The sequence below is a fragment of the Acinetobacter guillouiae genome, from assembly GCF_002370525.2.
Classification (GTDB): domain Bacteria; phylum Pseudomonadota; class Gammaproteobacteria; order Pseudomonadales; family Moraxellaceae; genus Acinetobacter; species Acinetobacter guillouiae.
In genome coordinates this window covers 368,925-384,938 of record NZ_AP014630.1, presented here as the reverse complement: position 1 = coordinate 384,938, position 16,014 = coordinate 368,925, and the positions used below count along the sequence as shown (strand labels likewise).

16 protein-coding genes are annotated in these 16,014 nt (G+C 39.1%); 3 read left to right on the top strand and 13 right to left on the bottom strand.

Annotation, left to right across the window (positions count from 1 at the left end; translation table 11 throughout):
- Positions 1-61: 61 nt before the first annotated feature.
- Entirely contained in the window at positions 62-967 is a 906-nt protein-coding gene (gene truB, locus AS4_RS01810) for a tRNA pseudouridine(55) synthase TruB (RefSeq protein WP_034617440.1), read from the bottom strand.
- A gap of 138 nt (positions 968-1,105) precedes the next feature.
- Between truB and AS4_RS01805 the strand changes: the two genes are divergently transcribed.
- The 3 genes from AS4_RS01805 to AS4_RS01795 all read left to right on the top strand — a co-directional run bounded on the left by AS4_RS01805 (position 1,106) and on the right by AS4_RS01795 (position 4,736).
- Positions 1,106-2,140 (top strand): lipase secretion chaperone, encoded by a 1,035-nt coding sequence (locus AS4_RS01805; RefSeq protein ID WP_096732792.1) that lies wholly within the window; start codon positions 1,106-1,108, stop codon positions 2,138-2,140.
- A 389-nt stretch (positions 2,141-2,529) separates the two neighbouring features.
- A complete protein-coding gene (locus AS4_RS01800) occupies positions 2,530-3,504 on the top strand; it encodes an esterase/lipase family protein (RefSeq protein ID WP_096732790.1) in 975 nt (324 codons plus the stop codon).
- 263 nt (positions 3,505-3,767) lie between these two features.
- On the top strand, positions 3,768-4,736 hold the full coding sequence (locus tag AS4_RS01795; protein WP_096732788.1) for a lipase family alpha/beta hydrolase: 969 nt from the start codon (positions 3,768-3,770) through the stop codon (positions 4,734-4,736).
- A 63-nt stretch (positions 4,737-4,799) separates the two neighbouring features.
- Here AS4_RS01795 and rplS read toward each other — a convergent pair whose 3' ends face one another.
- The 12 genes from rplS to ispH all read right to left on the bottom strand — a co-directional run bounded on the left by rplS (position 4,800) and on the right by ispH (position 15,905).
- Entirely contained in the window at positions 4,800-5,171 is a 372-nt protein-coding gene (rplS, locus tag AS4_RS01790; RefSeq protein WP_004718278.1) for a 50S ribosomal protein L19, read from the bottom strand.
- A gap of 272 nt (positions 5,172-5,443) precedes the next feature.
- Complete coding sequence (trmD, locus tag AS4_RS01785) at positions 5,444-6,184, bottom strand: tRNA (guanosine(37)-N1)-methyltransferase TrmD (protein WP_096732786.1); 741 nt, start codon at positions 6,182-6,184, stop codon at positions 5,444-5,446.
- A gap of 42 nt (positions 6,185-6,226) precedes the next feature.
- Positions 6,227-6,775, bottom strand: coding sequence for a ribosome maturation factor RimM (gene rimM, locus AS4_RS01780; protein WP_096732784.1), 549 nt, complete (start codon positions 6,773-6,775; stop codon positions 6,227-6,229).
- Positions 6,776-6,802: 27 nt separating this feature from the next.
- Positions 6,803-7,060 carry a 30S ribosomal protein S16 gene (gene rpsP, locus AS4_RS01775; RefSeq protein WP_004718284.1) on the bottom strand — a complete coding sequence of 86 codons (258 nt, stop codon included), beginning with the start codon at positions 7,058-7,060 and terminating at the stop codon, positions 6,803-6,805.
- A gap of 145 nt (positions 7,061-7,205) precedes the next feature.
- Entirely contained in the window at positions 7,206-7,634 is a 429-nt protein-coding gene (locus AS4_RS01770) for a type IV pilin protein (protein WP_096732782.1), read from the bottom strand.
- Between the two features lie 5 nt (positions 7,635-7,639).
- Complete coding sequence (locus AS4_RS21915) at positions 7,640-8,173, bottom strand: type IV pilin protein (RefSeq protein WP_096732779.1); 534 nt, start codon at positions 8,171-8,173, stop codon at positions 7,640-7,642.
- Positions 8,151-12,020: a pilus assembly protein gene (locus tag AS4_RS01760; RefSeq protein WP_096735468.1), complete on the bottom strand. Its 3,870-nt coding sequence runs from the start codon at positions 12,018-12,020 to the stop codon at positions 8,151-8,153. The genes AS4_RS21915 and AS4_RS01760 overlap by 23 nt, the downstream gene beginning before the upstream one ends.
- A gap of 82 nt (positions 12,021-12,102) precedes the next feature.
- Positions 12,103-12,882, bottom strand: a complete 780-nt coding sequence (locus AS4_RS01755) for a pilus assembly PilX family protein (protein WP_096732777.1) — start codon at positions 12,880-12,882, stop codon at positions 12,103-12,105.
- Entirely contained in the window at positions 12,866-13,777 is a 912-nt protein-coding gene (locus AS4_RS01750) for a PilW family protein (protein WP_227548111.1), read from the bottom strand. The genes AS4_RS01755 and AS4_RS01750 overlap by 17 nt, the downstream gene beginning before the upstream one ends.
- 8 nt (positions 13,778-13,785) lie before the next feature.
- Positions 13,786-14,307 (bottom strand): type IV pilus modification protein PilV, encoded by a 522-nt coding sequence (pilV, locus tag AS4_RS01745; RefSeq protein WP_034617453.1) that lies wholly within the window; start codon positions 14,305-14,307, stop codon positions 13,786-13,788.
- Positions 14,304-14,813 (bottom strand): pilus assembly FimT family protein, encoded by a 510-nt coding sequence (locus tag AS4_RS01740; protein ID WP_167468922.1) that lies wholly within the window; start codon positions 14,811-14,813, stop codon positions 14,304-14,306. The genes pilV and AS4_RS01740 overlap by 4 nt, the downstream gene beginning before the upstream one ends.
- 141 nt (positions 14,814-14,954) lie before the next feature.
- On the bottom strand, positions 14,955-15,905 hold the full coding sequence (gene ispH / locus AS4_RS01735) for a 4-hydroxy-3-methylbut-2-enyl diphosphate reductase (protein ID WP_096732771.1): 951 nt from the start codon (positions 15,903-15,905) through the stop codon (positions 14,955-14,957).
- Between the last annotated feature and the right edge of the window lie 109 nt (positions 15,906-16,014).

The following is a 16,014-nucleotide window of genomic DNA, read 5'->3' as shown; positions in this document are numbered from 1 at the left end:
CAGCTTTAACTTAATCAGGCTTAGATTTTAAACTGCGTTATTTTCTAACAATCAAACCAAATTAAAGATTTAGCACGCGTTTAGGCACTAAACGCTTTTTATCGGTAATTTCAGCCAAGCCTAAACATTTGTCGCCATCAAAAACCAAAACTTCAGCTTCAGCAACATGCTCAATATTGCTTTCCATACCGCGGCTAAAATATTCCGCACGACCCTCAGGCACCTGAACTTTAGGAAAATGATCAATTGGTGCATAGACAGGCAACAACAAGGCTTCACGCGCTTGTTCAGTCAAGCTTTCCAAATGTTCAATGGTATATTCTGGAATCAAATCAAAATGCCCGGTTTGAGTTCGATTTAAATACGTTAAATGTCCGTAAGTTCCCAATGCTTTGGCAATGTCTTCACCCAAAACTCGAATATATGTTCCTTTAGAACAAGTAATATCCAAGGTCAGGCTGTGCTGATTAAACGCAATCAGCTCAATGGCAAAAATATGAATTGGGCGTGCCTCACGTTCAATCTCAATGCCCTGACGCGCCAACTCATATAAAGGACGGCCTTGTTTTTTTAAGGCTGAATACATTGGCGGAACTTGTTGAATATCTCCAGTAAATTGCGCCAAAACCTGTTGAATACTGTCTTGGCTTAATTCAGGTACGGCCTTTTCAAGTAAAACCTCGCCTTCAACATCACCCGTGGTCGTACTATGCCCGAGCTGAACAGTCGTTTGGTAACGCTTGGTCGAATCTAACAGATAGTGTGAAAATTTAGTCGCTTCACCTAAACAGATTGGTAAAAGTCCAGATGCCAAAGGATCAAGCGCCCCTGTATGCCCTGCCTTTTGAGCGCGATACAACCATCGCACTTTTTGTAGCGCCGCATTTGAACTTATGCCTAAAGGCTTATTCAATAAAAAAACACCACTGATATGGCGACGCGGTATTTTCTGAGCTTTTGAAGACATATTGGTCTGGATACGGAGAATAATGCGCTATTTTAGCAAAAACCATTCGTCTATTTTTACAAATTTTCTGTTTGAAATTTCGAATTCTATGGCAAATTATTTTTTCAATAAAAAATCTAAAAATAGTAGGAATATTAGATGGATCTATCTAAAAAAATGATTGGGATCATCATTGGTAGTCTCTTGATCATTCTTTTAGCCGTAATTTTTTGGCTAAAACCCAATACAGAATCGACTGAAACACCGCCAGCTTCAGAAAAAGCACATGAGCAACAGATGGGGCAATTGGCTTCAACCCAACTTCCAGCATCCGAAGCACTGAGCTTTGCCAGTAAAAGCCAACAAGACACGCAAATTAATTGCCAAATCCGTGCAGATGCCTCCAATCGCTTAATTGTCAATGAACAGACCAAAGATTGCTTTGAATATTTCATCACCCAATATGGTGAAAAAAGCATTGAGCAAATCAAAACCGATTTTCTCAGCTATACCAAAATCAGCTATAAAGAGCCTCTGCTATCGCAGTTAAATGATCTCTGGACACGTTATATTGATTACAGAAGTAAATTAGGCGATTTACAAGCACCCACCGCAGATAAAGAAAGCGCAAAGTATTATCAGCAGATTTTAGTCAATACTCAAAACTTAAGAAAAAAATTCTTCTCAGATTATGAAATTCAAGGCTTATTTGGTACACAAGATACCTATGACCGATATACGGTAGACCGCTTAGAAATTATGGATAATCAAAAATTATCTGCGGCTGAAAAAGCGCAAAAACTCAAAGAACTTTTTGAGCAACTCCCTGAAGACTGGAAAGAGAATTTACAACAACTCAATCAACTTGAAGACTTAAGAAAGTTGACAGCGGAGATTAAGGCACGTGGTGGTTCTGCACAAGAGATCCGTCAAATGCGTACCAATCTGGTGGGACCTGAGGCGACACAACGCTTAGAAACGCTTGATGTACAAAGAAATGATTGGAAAGGCAAAGTTAATCAATACCTTGCCGAGCGTGACAATATCCTCAAAAGTAATCTGAGTGATTCAGCCAAACAGCGTGCTGTAGAACAATTGAAATCACAACAATTTGCAAATCAACAAGAGCAACTCAGATTACAAACTTTTGAAACTGTGCATGATCAGGGAGGCAAATTACCCTTTGCAAATTAGCCATGAAATACATAGCACATCGCTAAAATGATGAAAAAAGCGAAAACAAAAATATTTAGATTATGCGTTTATAGCACGTTTTATGGCTTGAGTTTGCAAGCCAGACTCAAGTATCTCTGTAGATTTATGACTCAGGGATACCTTCAAGTCTGCGGATACAAAGTGGAAAATAATATTAACAACCATCTATAAGGAGGACGCACACAAACTAAAAACTTGCTCGGGATTGACACGATTTCAATGCAACTTGCACCTTTGGTTTAGAGCAATAACGATAAAGATGGTATGCCAATCGCTTGAGATCATAAGGGTTGTAAGCAACTTTTAGCTTATAACATAGACTTCATGTCAATCAACAATTCACTTAAAAACAACAAGAGTATTTTAATATGAAATTTAAGATCAATATTTTCGCCCTGAGTTTAATCATTGGATTAAGTTCGATGACTGCATCTGCATCTGGCTTACAAACTGTAAATCCACGTTATGTCAGTTCAAACTATGCAAAAACCAAATATCCGATTGTATTTAATCATGGAATGTTCGGTTTCACACGTCTAGGGCCTTCATCCTTTGGCATAGATTATTTCTATCAGATCCTCCCTGATTTAGCTCGCAATGGCGCAAAAGTTTATGCGACACAAGTCTCCCCATTGGAATCGACACAGCTTCGTGGTGAACAGCTCTTACAGCAAGTCGATGAAGTCATCGCACTGACTGGCTCACCCAAAGTCAATCTAATTGGACATAGTCATGGTGGTCCAACAATTCGTTATATTGAAATCGTTGCACCCACAAAAGTTGCTTCTTTAACTGCTGTTGCAGGGGCAATTAAAGGTTCTAAGATCGCGGATGATATTTTAAGTAACCGAGGTGCAAATACGCTTCTGACAATTTTTAGTCAACATATCTTAGCACCAGTGATTACGCTTCTCGAAGGTAATCCATCCCTCCCCCTCAACCTAAATAATTCTTTACAAAGTGTGAGTGAAAAAGGGGCTGCTGAATTTAATGCAAAATATCCAAGTGCTGCGATTCCCAAAGACTGTGGCAATGGTCAAAAACTAACAGCCAATGGTGTTTATCATTATTCTTGGACAGGTAGAGCTCAATTCACCAACATTTTTGATGTTATGGATGGCGTCATTTCTACACTCGCGCCTTTGTCTTATAAAAATCTAGACAATGACGGCATGATGAATCGTTGCAATACGCATTATGGACAAGTGATTCGAGATAATTATCGTCAAACGCACATGGATGAAATCAATCATGTTTTAGGTCTACGTGGAATATTTTTTGCACCAAACCCACTTGCTCAATATCGTCAGCATGCTAATCGTCTGAAATTACAAGGCTTGTAAATATTGCCGATGAGAGGCGATAAAATGTACTGTTCATTCAGTATATTTTATAGTTGAATAGTAAATGATTCTGGATTCAAATTTTATACTGAACATCGTATTGAATTTCGAATTCCAGAATCTGATTTGATATGAGATTTAAAAAAACAAAGAAGTTAAAGTTTGCGTTCCTGCAAACATGATCAGAATCAAGGCTTTACACTCAATACATTTAAAATTGAGGTATGTAAATCGCCCAATAATAAAATAGATGGAGTTTTAACATGAAATATGGACGTATTATCGCGAGTCTACTGCTGGCGAGTACATTATCAACCACATATGCATCTAATAATGCGCAAAAAGTGACTGTCAGTAAAGTAAACTCGGACTATGCAAAAACCAAATATCCTGTGGTATTTGTGCATGGTATGGCTGGGTTTATTCGTGCTGGCGATGTTTTAGGACTAGACTACTGGTATCAAATTTTACCAGATTTGGCTCGTAACGGCGCCAATACATGGGCTACGCGAGTATCACCCTTTAATTCTACTGAAGTCCGTGGTGAGCAATTGGCTCAGCAAGTCGAAGAAATTCTGGCAATTACCGGCAGTCAAAAAGTTAATCTGATCGGACATTCGCATGGTGGCCCAACCAGCCGCTATGTCGCAGGCATCATGCCTACCCAAGTTGCATCTGTGACTGCTGTTGGTTCACCACAAAAAGGGAGCCCTGTTGCAAACATTATCTTAAGTATAGAAGGCACGCCACTTCAAGGTCCATTAGTGAGTGTGGTCAATTTATTTTCAAAAGCAATTGTCTGGGCGCAAGGTCTTAACCCCAAAGAACTTCCTCATGATGCGTTAGCAGGTGGGAAAAGCCTCACCATTGAAGGTTCTGCACTATTTAACAATAAATTCCCGATGGGTGTCGGTACCACAGCTTGTGGTGAAGGGGCTTATCAAGAAAAAGGGATTCAGTTCTATTCATTTACGGGCAATACCGCCGTTACAAATCTTCTCGACTTGGATTCTGCCCTACTTGGCACAAGCCTATTAATTAACGCAGGTCGTGATAATGATGGCTTAGTCTCAAGATGTAGTGCCAAATTCGGTAAAACGATTCGTGATGATTATCGTTGGAATCACTTAGATGAGGTCAATCAAATTTTAGGATTACGTGCAATTTTTTCACCAGACCCAGTACAAGTCTATCGTGAACATACCAATCGCCTGAAACTACAAGGACTTTAACTGTAGCAAGAAACAAAAAATGCGCCAAATGACGCATTTTTTAGCTGTAAAGCAAAGTTAAAATTAACCTTGTTTACGCGCTGGTAATTTTTCACGAATACGCGCAGCTTTACCAGACAATTCACGTAGGTAATAAAGCTTAGCACGACGAACGTCACCACGACGTTTCACTTCGATTTTAGCAACGATTGGAGAGTGAGTTTGGAATACACGCTCAACACCAACACCGCTAGAAATTTTACGTACTGTGAACGCAGAGTTCAAGCCACGGTTTTTCTTCGCAATAACTACGCCTTCAAAAGCCTGAAGACGCTCACGATCACCTTCTTTTACTTTTACTTGAACGATAACTGTGTCACCAGGAGCAAAAGTTGGGAGGTCAGTTTTTAACTGTTGGTTTTCAATTGCTTGAACTAAAGGATGTTTACCACTCATTGTGGGAATCTCCGTTTTGCGGGACAGAAGAGGTCTGCACAACCGCTGGGGATAGAGGCTAAATCGCGTATCAACCCGTTTATCTTTCCCTTTATTGCTGATGTTATTCAGATCAATAAAGAGCCTAATATAAGTACTTAATCATAAGTATTTTCTTGAAGCCGACTTCTTATGGAACTCACATTCCGCAGGACAACAATGATGAATTGTTGTATTCCTAATAAGAAGTACAGCTTCTGACGTGCGTTGAAACAAACATAATCAATGCTTGCCTACCCTCGCTCATCTTTTAGCCATTTTTTTTGCTGCTTGGTCAACTCAACTTGTTCCACCAACTCAGGTCGGCGTTCTAAAGTGCGTTGATAGCGTTGCAAAAACCGCCATTTCTCAATATTGGCATGGTGCCCTGACTTAAGTACTTCAGGAACATCCAAACCTTCAAAATGATCTGGCTTGGTATATTGTGGGCAATCTAAAAGACCATCCACAAATGAGTCTTGCACTGCGGATTGTTCATCTGACATGGTATTCGGCAAACGTCGAATAATACTGTCCAATAAAACCATCGCCGGGAGTTCACCGCCTGATAACACGTAATCTCCAATCGACCATTCCTGATCAACATATTTTTGGATCAAACGCTCATCAACCCCCTCATAACGTCCACACAGCACAATTAATCCGTCATATTCAACAAATTGTTGTACTGCAGGTTCATTTAAGGTCTGCCCTTGTGGTGACATATACACCACAGGAACATGAACTGCACCTGCTTGCTTTGCAATCTCTTTTGCATGGTGGATTGCTTTTGCCAAAGGCTCAGCCATCATCACCATGCCAGGACCACCACCAAATGGACGTTCATCCACTCGCTTGTAGTTACCCTCAGCAAATTCTCGCGGATTGATACAATGAACTTGTACAATGTCACGCTTTGCCGCTCGCCCGCTAATTCCGTACGCTGTAATCGCTTCAAACATTTCAGGAAAAAGCGTAATGACTGCAAAAAACATCGCAGACTCCTCTATTTTCCTGCTGCGCCAATCCTTATCGGATTAGAAATCTACGCCCCAATTGACATAGATACGACCAGCTTCGAGATCAACGCGTTGCACCACATCTTTATGCCATGGAATCATTCGCTCTTCGCCATCGATGCTATCTGCTGTTGCACGAACAACCATGACATCATTGGCGCCTGTTTCAAACAATTCGTGGATTTGACCAAGATTTACTTCCTGCTCTTCATCATTCAGACCTAATACGATTAGACCTTTTAAATCAGACCAGTAATACTCGTCCACGCCTGCTTGAGGCAGTTGCGATTTTGAAATCCAAACATTCGCGCCAACTAAGCTGTCTGCTGCGGTGCGATCACTCACACTTTTCAACGAAACAACCAAGCCTTTACCATGTGGTTTCCAACGTTTTACGTCTACAATTTGCCAACCTGCTTTGGTCTCAATGTACCAAGGAAGGTAGTCAAATATGTTGCTCATAGGTTCTGTATTGGAATAGACCCAGAGCCACCCATTTAATCCATATGCTGAACGTAGCTGTCCAATCTGAATACGATCTTCGGGCACATTCTGTGCTGGTGTCATGGGCTTACTGCCTAATTAAAGATTTAATTATGCAGTAGCTGCAGCTTTCTTAGCTTGAGCAGCTAAAGAAGCAACACGTTCAGACGGTTGAGCGCCTTGAGCAACCCAGTGAGCAAAACGGTCAGCATCTAAACGAAGTTTTTCTGCTTTACCTTGAGCTGTAGGGTTAAAGAAACCAATACGTTCGATGAAACGACCGTCACGCGCATTGCGGCTATCAGTTACGATTACTTGATAGAACGGACGTTTTTTAGCACCACCGCGTGCTAGACGAATTACAACCATGATAGAACCTTATAGTTTTTACGGATTATCCTTGTACCGACCATCGATACATTTCAAACCCCTTTCATAGAGGGCAATATTTTACGTTATCTTTGTCATGAAAGAAAGATCAAATTTTATTTATCCACAATTTTGAATTTAATTTTTATTTGCCGTCCCAATTTGTGGTTGCTGATGGGGTGCAAGTGGTACCTTTGCTCCAACATTTTTGGCCTTGGCTATCTAATCCGACATCACCATTTCCGGCTTGCTGAGAACCCGCTATTGGAGCAGCATTTAAAGACCAAGTTAAATTATCTTTAGAAACTTCTAATTTAACTTTATATTTTGCTTCTCCAACACTTGGATAATCTTCTTCAAATGCTCCATTTTCCAATTTGGCATCTTTAAATGTCCCTTTCGCCATTTTATAATTGGATATATTTCGGGCAATTTGAAGCATTTCACTTTGTGCATCAACTCTATTGGTCTTAATTATATAGTCTTGATATGCTGGATATGCTATCGCAGCCAAAATCCCTATAATTGCCACAACAATCAATAGCTCAATTAAAGTAAAACCTTTTAATTTCATACTTTTCACCATGATGTAATATCACTACCTGTACATGCTGTAAAAGTTACACTGTCTTTCGTCTTACAACGAACTCCCTCACTCGTCATGAGTAAATTATAATTTTTAACATCTGTACTTTCTGCCTTTATTGCCCAACCAAATCCTGATGTAGCTGAACTTTTGAGCGACAAAGTCGGATCAGTCAAATCTTTGAGTGTAATTTTGTACTTAACCATATCCCCAGTTGATCCAACAGGTGTTGAAATCTCGTCTGACGAGTTAGAGCTATATAAATCTTTTAAATCAAAATTTTGATAGGTGAGATTCTTAGATTTAAATATCTCCAACTGATTTGCAATTTTCTGCATTTCCTGCTGCGCTTGTGCGGCTGCAGCTCTTCTAACGTGATCCTGATAGTTTGGATAAATAATAGCAGCTAAAATTGCAATGATAACAATAACAACCATCATTTCTATCAATGTGAAGCCATGATTATTTCTGTGACAAGTTTGACTTATCACATTCTCATATTGATTAGTTATTCTTAGCTTCAACATATTTCTCATACCATCGAATAGGGTTTAAGATTTTATTACATTCCCATCTTCCTTTGCCTTGTTGTAAGCCCAGCAAAGTTAAGGCTCCACAATTATTACCCGTATTACTCCCACCACTAGTATCATCTGGACCAAAAGTAATACCTTGTATACCTGGTCCTAAGACATTTTGATTCTTGCCATCTACAATCTGAAAACCAGTGCTCTTTTCAAGACTCCAATCAACCACGCCTTTTGAATCCAAACAGGCTCCATATGGTAAGCAGAACTGTTGAGTATTACTTTCACCAATAATTCGAGGTTGACAAGGATTCTGTCGATCAACAATACCCGTACCTTCAGGGTCATAAATTGGAACAATTAGTCTTCCCGTCATCGCTACTGGTTCTTCTTCAAATGCTTTCACGCCTCCCGCAGTTCGTCCAGATACTGGATTTCCATTCTGATCACTAGAGAGTGAGCGATACCATCCCTGCATACCTGTTTTAGCGTATGGGAAAAAAGTCGAAGAAATGATACCTGTGATATTTTGCGGATTTTCCTTAAGATATTTCAAAGAAATATCAACTGATTTTAAGTCAATATCTTTATATGCGCCGGTTTTAGGATCTTTGGTACCTGTAATCAATCCACTATCTGCAATATCACGATCAATCAATCCATAAACTTTATTTGTTGGGCGCCCAGTTAACTCATTTAAAGGCAACATGAGTTCACGACCTTTATTCGGTGAAACATCCAATGGTGTACTACGATCACCAGACGCAATACCAACCATAACAAATGTTGAGCCTGCCTCATCATGTACAGTTAACGTTGGTGGTTGATAAAAACGAGATTGATCTCCATTTGTAATACTTGTTCCATCGGCTTTTGTTGCAAGATTTGCTAAACGAACAACTCTTTTCCCAAAGGATGCGACTGGAGTATTTTTGGCATTATTTAAATCAATACGAAATACTTGCCCACCTAAATCACCAAAATAGAGGTGATCAACTAAGCCATCCCCATCTCGATCCAAAGTACTGATTCTACTAACAATACTATGGGTCATATTTGCATTATTCGTATTAGCACCTGAATTACTTGCCCACCAAATTCTTTCGCCAGTTTTTGCATTGATAATATAAACTGCATTACCATCTGCCTGTGCTTTATTGTTACATGATGTAGATGGATAATCTGTATTGGAATTTGATGAGTTCAATTTAAATCTTGGATTTTCATAGCACATATCATAACCACCACCCACAATCATCACTCGGGTAATTTGGTTGTTATAACGAATATTGGCTAGTACAGGTTTAGACCAAGTTTGCCCCATGCGAGTGTAGTCACCTGCCCCACCAAGAATACGGAAAAGTAATTTAGGTGCGCTTGGGTTAAGGACATCTAAGCCATAATAGCTTGTTCCTCCCATACGCATTCCACCATACACATTCATCTTATTTGCAACGACCGATGTATCCGTATCGCTTCCGCTAGTCACCTTATAGTCTGAATCAGCAATCCATGCCCCATTAATCCCTTGTGTCACACCGTTTACATCAGATTCCCCCTTTCTTAAAGCTTTTGATAAAGTACTGTCCTGTAAAATTTCAGCAGGGACAAATACCATCTGCTCTTCACCAGTCAAAGAGTTTACGATACGTAAGGCACCTTCCATGCTTCCATAAAGTACAGACTGATCACGTGTAGACTTTAAATTACCATCTGCATCTAATGTTCCCTTATAAGTCATTTGTACTGGAAAAGAATGAATACTTGCCCCCATAGATGTAAAAGCATCTTTAGGGGTATCTAAGCTATTTGGAAGCTGTGTAGAACTTAGACTTAAGTTATAACCTAGATAATTTAATAACTTTAATTGAATATCTAATGTTAAATTTTTCAATCGACTATCTGTCTTAAACTTATCCAATAAATTAGTTGGGGTTGTTACAGACTGAGTCACTAAAAATAAATCTGAATTTTTATCTGTCGAAGTAATTACACCACCTGATGCCACAGTTTTAATATCTGAATAAAGTGGTCTATAACCATTAGGGCTCGCAAGTGTTGGCAATTTAATTTTTGAATAGACCCCACCCGCTGTAATACCATCGCCATCTGTGAGTGAAGTACTGTTCCAAATATCTTGAGAGTTTGGATTGAGCAATCCATTGCTTTGAAAAACAAAATTGCTTCCAGATTTTAAAGCTCCTCCTTGAATATTGTATTTTTTTAAGTTTCCTGTCCAAGTAATATTTTGAGTCCCAGGTTTTGGCTCTAAAGCTCTCAAATAACCATACGGTTGGAAAGATTGTGGACTTAAGGCATCCACAGGAACAGAAATTGCTCCTGTTGATAGTGGGCTAATTGGATTTTTCCCTAAGTTATCAATAAACTGGATTACACTATTGGTAATCTCACTAGATTCTTTTGCAATGAAAAATCCGCCATTACCATAACCTGGGTTGGGCGTCTTATAGCTAGGTGCTGTTGGAGAACATTGATCATCTGAAGTCCGATCATTTTGCGTACGGGAACTCAGTCTGCAAGCATTTTCTACATAACCATTACTTAAGTTATTCATCGTTTCACCAAACCCTACAAAAGCAGTTTGAATAGACACACCTGTTGGATTCTGTGCTTTATCAAATAATTTTTTTGCAAACTCCCCCATACAACGCCAGCCTCCTGGATTATTCCCGTCATAACCCTCGGGTAAGCCTCCATTACAACTAAAGTTATTTCCAAATGAGTCCAAAGCATTAGACATTAAGGTACTCGCTTGATTCTCAGATGTAGAATTGGCCGCACCATCCGAAAGAATATAAACCCCTTGTCCATCACAGCTTTGACGATCAGCAACAATAGGAAGTGGAGAGTCATATTTTGTATTATCAGCGACTTTTGTATTATCAGCAGATTTTGTAAATCCACTATCTGTATTTGAGAATAAAACAGTACCTGTTTTATTATAACATGTACCACTATTACCATTTATAGTACATGATTGAGCTGTTAAACCACTTGTATTGATAGAATTCACTGTATACCAAGAATTACAGTTTGTTCCCGCGTTATTCCAACTATTACATTGATTGTAAATAGTTCTTCCCCAGTAATCTCTATATGTAAAGAAGAAAGGAGCATTATTTAAGTAGATTGATTGTAAAGTATTCGTTCCCATTAAATATGCTGCTGCTTCTGCATACGCATGGGCAGTAGGTGTACCGTTGTAAGCTTTCAGATCTTTAAGCGCATTTTTTAATTCAGTTCTTTGAGAAGAATTCAGTGCACCCAACTCTTTAGCAGGCACTAAAATTTGACCGCTACGACCATCTCCATTGGCAGAATAATTCCCTAAACCAACACGAACCTGTCTTAAAGAAGCATCCTCACTATTTAAGAAAGCAAACATTCCATCTTTTAAACGAGTCAATCGGTCTAAACATTGATAACCTGTTATCTTCCCGCTCGAATTTGTAATTTGCTCACAGCCAGAAACCTCATCTTTAACCGCACTAGTTGCTGAATTAGGAGACACATAACAAAAATTACGATCATAACTAGGCACAGTTCCTGAACTAATACGATACGCTGTATTATTAGAAAGATTTGATAAAGTTGTAGTCAAGGTTGCTAAAGACGTTTGGTTATAACTGATTCCACAGTTTAAGCCGTAATCATCTCGATAGCTAAACCCCTTTCCACTTGCGGGTCCCATACTCCCCGATGTATCCAACATCATAACTAATGTCTTTTTTCCTGCAGTAGGTGCAGCATAAATTTGTAAATCATTCGCTTTGGTGACAGAAGAAACTATCAGGAATGTACCGACAAACGTTGTAAATCCAACCATGCCTAAATTTAATTTTTTTTGCTTGCCTGCATAACTCAATGAAGCCGTAAGCTTTTTAGATTTCATTTTACATTCCTCATCATTATACTGGTGCTTTAACCATTTTTATAAATGTTTGCAAATTAAACTCTTGGACTTGACTGTTAACTGGAACACCAAGATTTACGAGACATTGTGCTGTTGTTTGTTTAGCATTAGATTCGGCATCTAAATTATCATTCACATTTTCTTTTAAACATGCTTGAGCCGCAGACAAGTTTTTAGCATAAATGGGCATCACTGCTACTGTCGTCATACGAATACGTTTTTGCTCAGTTACCCCTTGTGGAATTGTTTGTCCGCCACTTACATTAATATTTCTTGCGAGTAATGCCAAAGGTGGTAAATCAGTGGTATCTGTTGGAATTTTAATAGAAACCTGTGTAACTACTCCTCTTCTTGCACTACCAAAGTCAGTGGTTAAATTACAAAAACTATCTGTACTTCCCTCAACCAACTCAACACCAGAACTCGTATTTCTAAGCACAGCCATGGATGTAACTGAACCAAATCGAGTACTCGCTTTAGGTTTATAGCAAAAAACATATTCTTTATCAGGTTCTGTATCTGCATCTTTCAAAGCCTTACCAATAACACTTGAAAGATTCACCTGCTTATTTAAATCCTCTAAAAAAACTTGGTTGATTGGTGTATCTGCTGTTTGACTTGAAAGCTGACCAATTTGCGCATTTGTTGCAATATTCAATGTCGTCATAGAGGTCCTAATCGCCATCACTCCAACTATTGTTAAAAATAACAACATCATCATAACAACGATAATCGTTGACCCTTTCTGCTTGCTTAGGTTAGTTCGATGTTTCATAAATCTTCTCTCCTAAGCCATTTCTTAATGCAATATTTGTTGTATATAAACGTCGTAAATATTTGGTACTTTTATCCGTCAAAGTCACGTCACCATCAGGGAAATTAAAACTTTCTTTAGATGGATCTATATTTTTATTTGTTATTGGATCTTTAGAGCGCACCAAAACCATCATTCTAATGGAAACAACTCTAGGAATATTTGGAGAGGACGCCGCCTTTACTGCTGTCTTAAATTGCTCAATAGTGTAATAGCTAAAATTGTTTCCAGCTTTTGCTCCGATGTAAAATCTAACAAGATCCACTCTTGGCATAATCACTTCACCATTATTTGAATCACTTAATCCGGCAATAGAAGGGACACTATTTCCTGGGGTATTTGCATCACAAGCCAATGCCAAGTTACCATTATCTGTCCTTAAGAAATAACGCTGAATAACATACTCACTAGCCTGTACTTCTCTACCTTCACAGTTCATCATTTTATTGGGTGCTTGAAACATAATCGTGAGTTGATCACTACTAGAACTCGCCCCAGTAGGACCTCCTGATTTTGTTAACAATCCTGCACTTACATCTTTTAATTGTAAATTTGCCTTGCCTAAAGCTGGGTCTCCACTGGTAAAAATAATTCCACCATTGGGTGTTGTTGTATCTAACACTGGATTATTTACATTTCCAAAATTCGCGAGACGGATATCTCTAGCAATATAATCGACACCGAACACCCCACTATCCTGTAACTCTGCACTTGCTTCTTGCATTTTTGCCGTAATTAAACCACCAGTGAACAATTGCAAAGCTGCAGCGCTAATAATAAGACCGATAGCAAGAGCAACGATCAATTCAATTAGTGTGAAACCCTTCTGAGGTCCCATTATTTCGTGCTTTGTCATGAATCTCATTAATATGCCTCCATCATTAGGCATTTTGCAGTAAACACATACGTTCCTGTGCTACTCATACAAGCACTATAATCACTTGCTTTTAACTTCGATGCAGTTTCATCCCAAGCAGCGAATAAGCATTGCCTTTTAATTGTACTGCCTACCCCTGGGCAATCTGTCATTGTAATACTAATCCCGATTCTTGATGCTGCATCGGCAGCCAAATATGAATCATAATCAGCCATTTCTGCTGGTGTACATGTGGCATTAAAACATTTTTTTTTCGGAGACTTTTCTCCCACACCAATATACCCTTTTACAGCAGCAGGATAACTAGATTGACCATTAGGATTAGCACGAATACTTTCTGTTAAGCCTCTCAGAATTAGTGTTGCTTGAGATCTTGTAAGTGCTTCACTAGTCGCATCTACAGCCCTTAACTGTAAAGCAGTAAATCCCAAAACCCCGATCGCAAGCAAAACCAGGGCAACTAAAACTTCAACGAGCCCCACACCCAATTGATTCTTCTTATTCTTCATGAGCATGCTCCATTCTTTTCAGAGGATACAATTCCGATAACGGACACTGTTATTTCGGTGAGTTCCTTATTACCGCATATTGTTATTTTTCTTGCCTTTAGGTTGGTACTTGGCACATTATCAAGTGATGACCCAATAGCACTAAAAACAACATATAAGTCACCACCAACATTAACAGCCTTATCAATATTGGCTAAAATGACACGTTTTGCATCAATGAAATTTGAAACATTGGCTGTACTAACTCCTGCTTTGGTTAAACAGAGTGTCTTTGTTATTTCCTGATTCGAGCCATCTCTATTCGGGCAAACGATCACAGACATTTTCATTGATGATGCACGACTCTTCCCTTCTTTTAGTGCTGTCATTAACTCTTCATTGCTTTTATTCGCCTGATAGGTTGCTAAGAGCTTTGAAAAAGAAGGCGCTGCAATCGACGCAACAATCGCTAAAACAGCAATCGTCACCATCAACTCAATTAAGGTGAATCCTCGATTTTTTTGCATTGCTCCCCCCATTGCAACAAAACGCTACCCTATTAAAAATCATAACTTAAATACTTACAAAACCAATACAAGTTGGATAAAAGGCATAAAAAAGCAGATAACTGAAATCTCAGCTATCTGCTTAAAAAATAAAGTTTAAATTTAAGCTTGCGTTACATGAATCCGTAGCTCTTTTGGTAAACTAAATGTGATATTTTCCTCACGACCATTTAATTCTTGCGGCGCTGTTGCACCCCAGTCTTGTAGCCGTTGAATTACTTGTTTAATTAAAATCTCAGGTGCAGATGCCCCTGCTGTAACGCCGATCTTATGATTGACGTTAAACCACTCCTGCTTTAACTCATCTGCGTTATCGATCAGATAGGCATGTTTCCCCATGCGTTCAGCCAACTCACGTAAACGATTTGAATTCGATGAGTTTGGAGAGCCAACCACCAACACCACATCACATTGTGTTGCTAAATCTCGCACAGCATCTTGGCGGTTTTGCGTGGCATAACAAATATCATCTTTACGAGGCCCTTGAATTTGAGGGAATTTATTTCGCAAAGCATCAATTACTTTGGCCGTATCATCTATAGATAAAGTTGTTTGGGTCACAAATGCTATTTTTTCAGGATGATGTACTGTTAATGAAGCGACATCTTCTTCATCTTCAACCAGATAAATTTCACCACCATTCTTTTTGTCATATTGTCCCATGGTCCCTTCAACTTCAGGGTGGCCTTCATGACCAATCAAAATTGCTTCAGTTCCTTCACGCGCATATTTCGTGACCTCAATATGTACTTTAGTGACCAATGGGCAAGTTGCATCAAATACTTTTAAACCACGACGTTCAGCTTCTTGTTGAACCGCCTTTGATACGCCATGTGCGCTAAAAATAACAATATTATCGTCAGGCACTTCATCTAACTCATCCACAAAAATTGCGCCGCGCTGACGTAAATCGTCAACCACAAATTTGTTATGAACCACTTCATGACGGACATAAATAGGTGGATTAAAACATTCAAGCGCACGATTGACGATGGCAATTGCACGATCTACACCTGCACAAAATCCACGCGGATTAGCCAATACAATTTCCATAAAACCCTCAATGCTCACTTCAATGGTTGGATATATTTTATCGATTAAACACAAACAATGTGTAAAAACAGTTTTGTTTGTCTTCGCTCTACTCTAAAATAGAGAAGAT

Excerpts from the sequence above, each read along its gene's own strand:
- AS4_RS01750 (WP_227548111.1), bottom strand. The coding sequence starts at position 13,777 with ATGACAAAGCACGAAATAATGGGACCTCAGAAGGGTTTCACACTAATT.
- trmD (WP_096732786.1), bottom strand. The coding sequence starts at position 6,184 with ATGTTTTTTGCAGTCATTACGCTTTTTCCTGAAATGTTTGAAGCGATT.
- AS4_RS21915 (WP_096732779.1), bottom strand. The coding sequence starts at position 8,173 with ATGTTGAAGCTAAGAATAACTAATCAATATGAGAATGTGATAAGTCAA.
- AS4_RS01740 (WP_167468922.1), bottom strand. The coding sequence starts at position 14,813 with ATGCAAAAAAATCGAGGATTCACCTTAATTGAGTTGATGGTGACGATT.
- truB (WP_034617440.1), bottom strand. The coding sequence starts at position 967 with ATGTCTTCAAAAGCTCAGAAAATACCGCGTCGCCATATCAGTGGTGTT.
- rimM (WP_096732784.1), bottom strand. The coding sequence starts at position 6,775 with ATGACACCAGCACAGAATGTGCCCGAAGATCGTATTCAGATTGGACAG.
- AS4_RS01800 (WP_096732790.1), top strand. The coding sequence starts at position 2,530 with ATGAAATTTAAGATCAATATTTTCGCCCTGAGTTTAATCATTGGATTA.
- rplS (WP_004718278.1), bottom strand. The coding sequence starts at position 5,171 with ATGAGTGGTAAACATCCTTTAGTTCAAGCAATTGAAAACCAACAGTTA.
- AS4_RS01795 (WP_096732788.1), top strand. The coding sequence starts at position 3,768 with ATGAAATATGGACGTATTATCGCGAGTCTACTGCTGGCGAGTACATTA.
- ispH (WP_096732771.1), bottom strand. The coding sequence starts at position 15,905 with ATGGAAATTGTATTGGCTAATCCGCGTGGATTTTGTGCAGGTGTAGAT.
- AS4_RS01770 (WP_096732782.1), bottom strand. The coding sequence starts at position 7,634 with ATGAAATTAAAAGGTTTTACTTTAATTGAGCTATTGATTGTTGTGGCA.
- AS4_RS01755 (WP_096732777.1), bottom strand. The coding sequence starts at position 12,882 with ATGAAACATCGAACTAACCTAAGCAAGCAGAAAGGGTCAACGATTATC.
- AS4_RS01805 (WP_096732792.1), top strand. The coding sequence starts at position 1,106 with ATGGATCTATCTAAAAAAATGATTGGGATCATCATTGGTAGTCTCTTG.
- rpsP (WP_004718284.1), bottom strand. The coding sequence starts at position 7,060 with ATGGTTGTAATTCGTCTAGCACGCGGTGGTGCTAAAAAACGTCCGTTC.
- AS4_RS01760 (WP_096735468.1), bottom strand. The coding sequence starts at position 12,020 with ATGGTTGGATTTACAACGTTTGTCGGTACATTCCTGATAGTTTCTTCT.
- pilV (WP_034617453.1), bottom strand. The coding sequence starts at position 14,307 with ATGAAGAATAAGAAGAATCAATTGGGTGTGGGGCTCGTTGAAGTTTTA.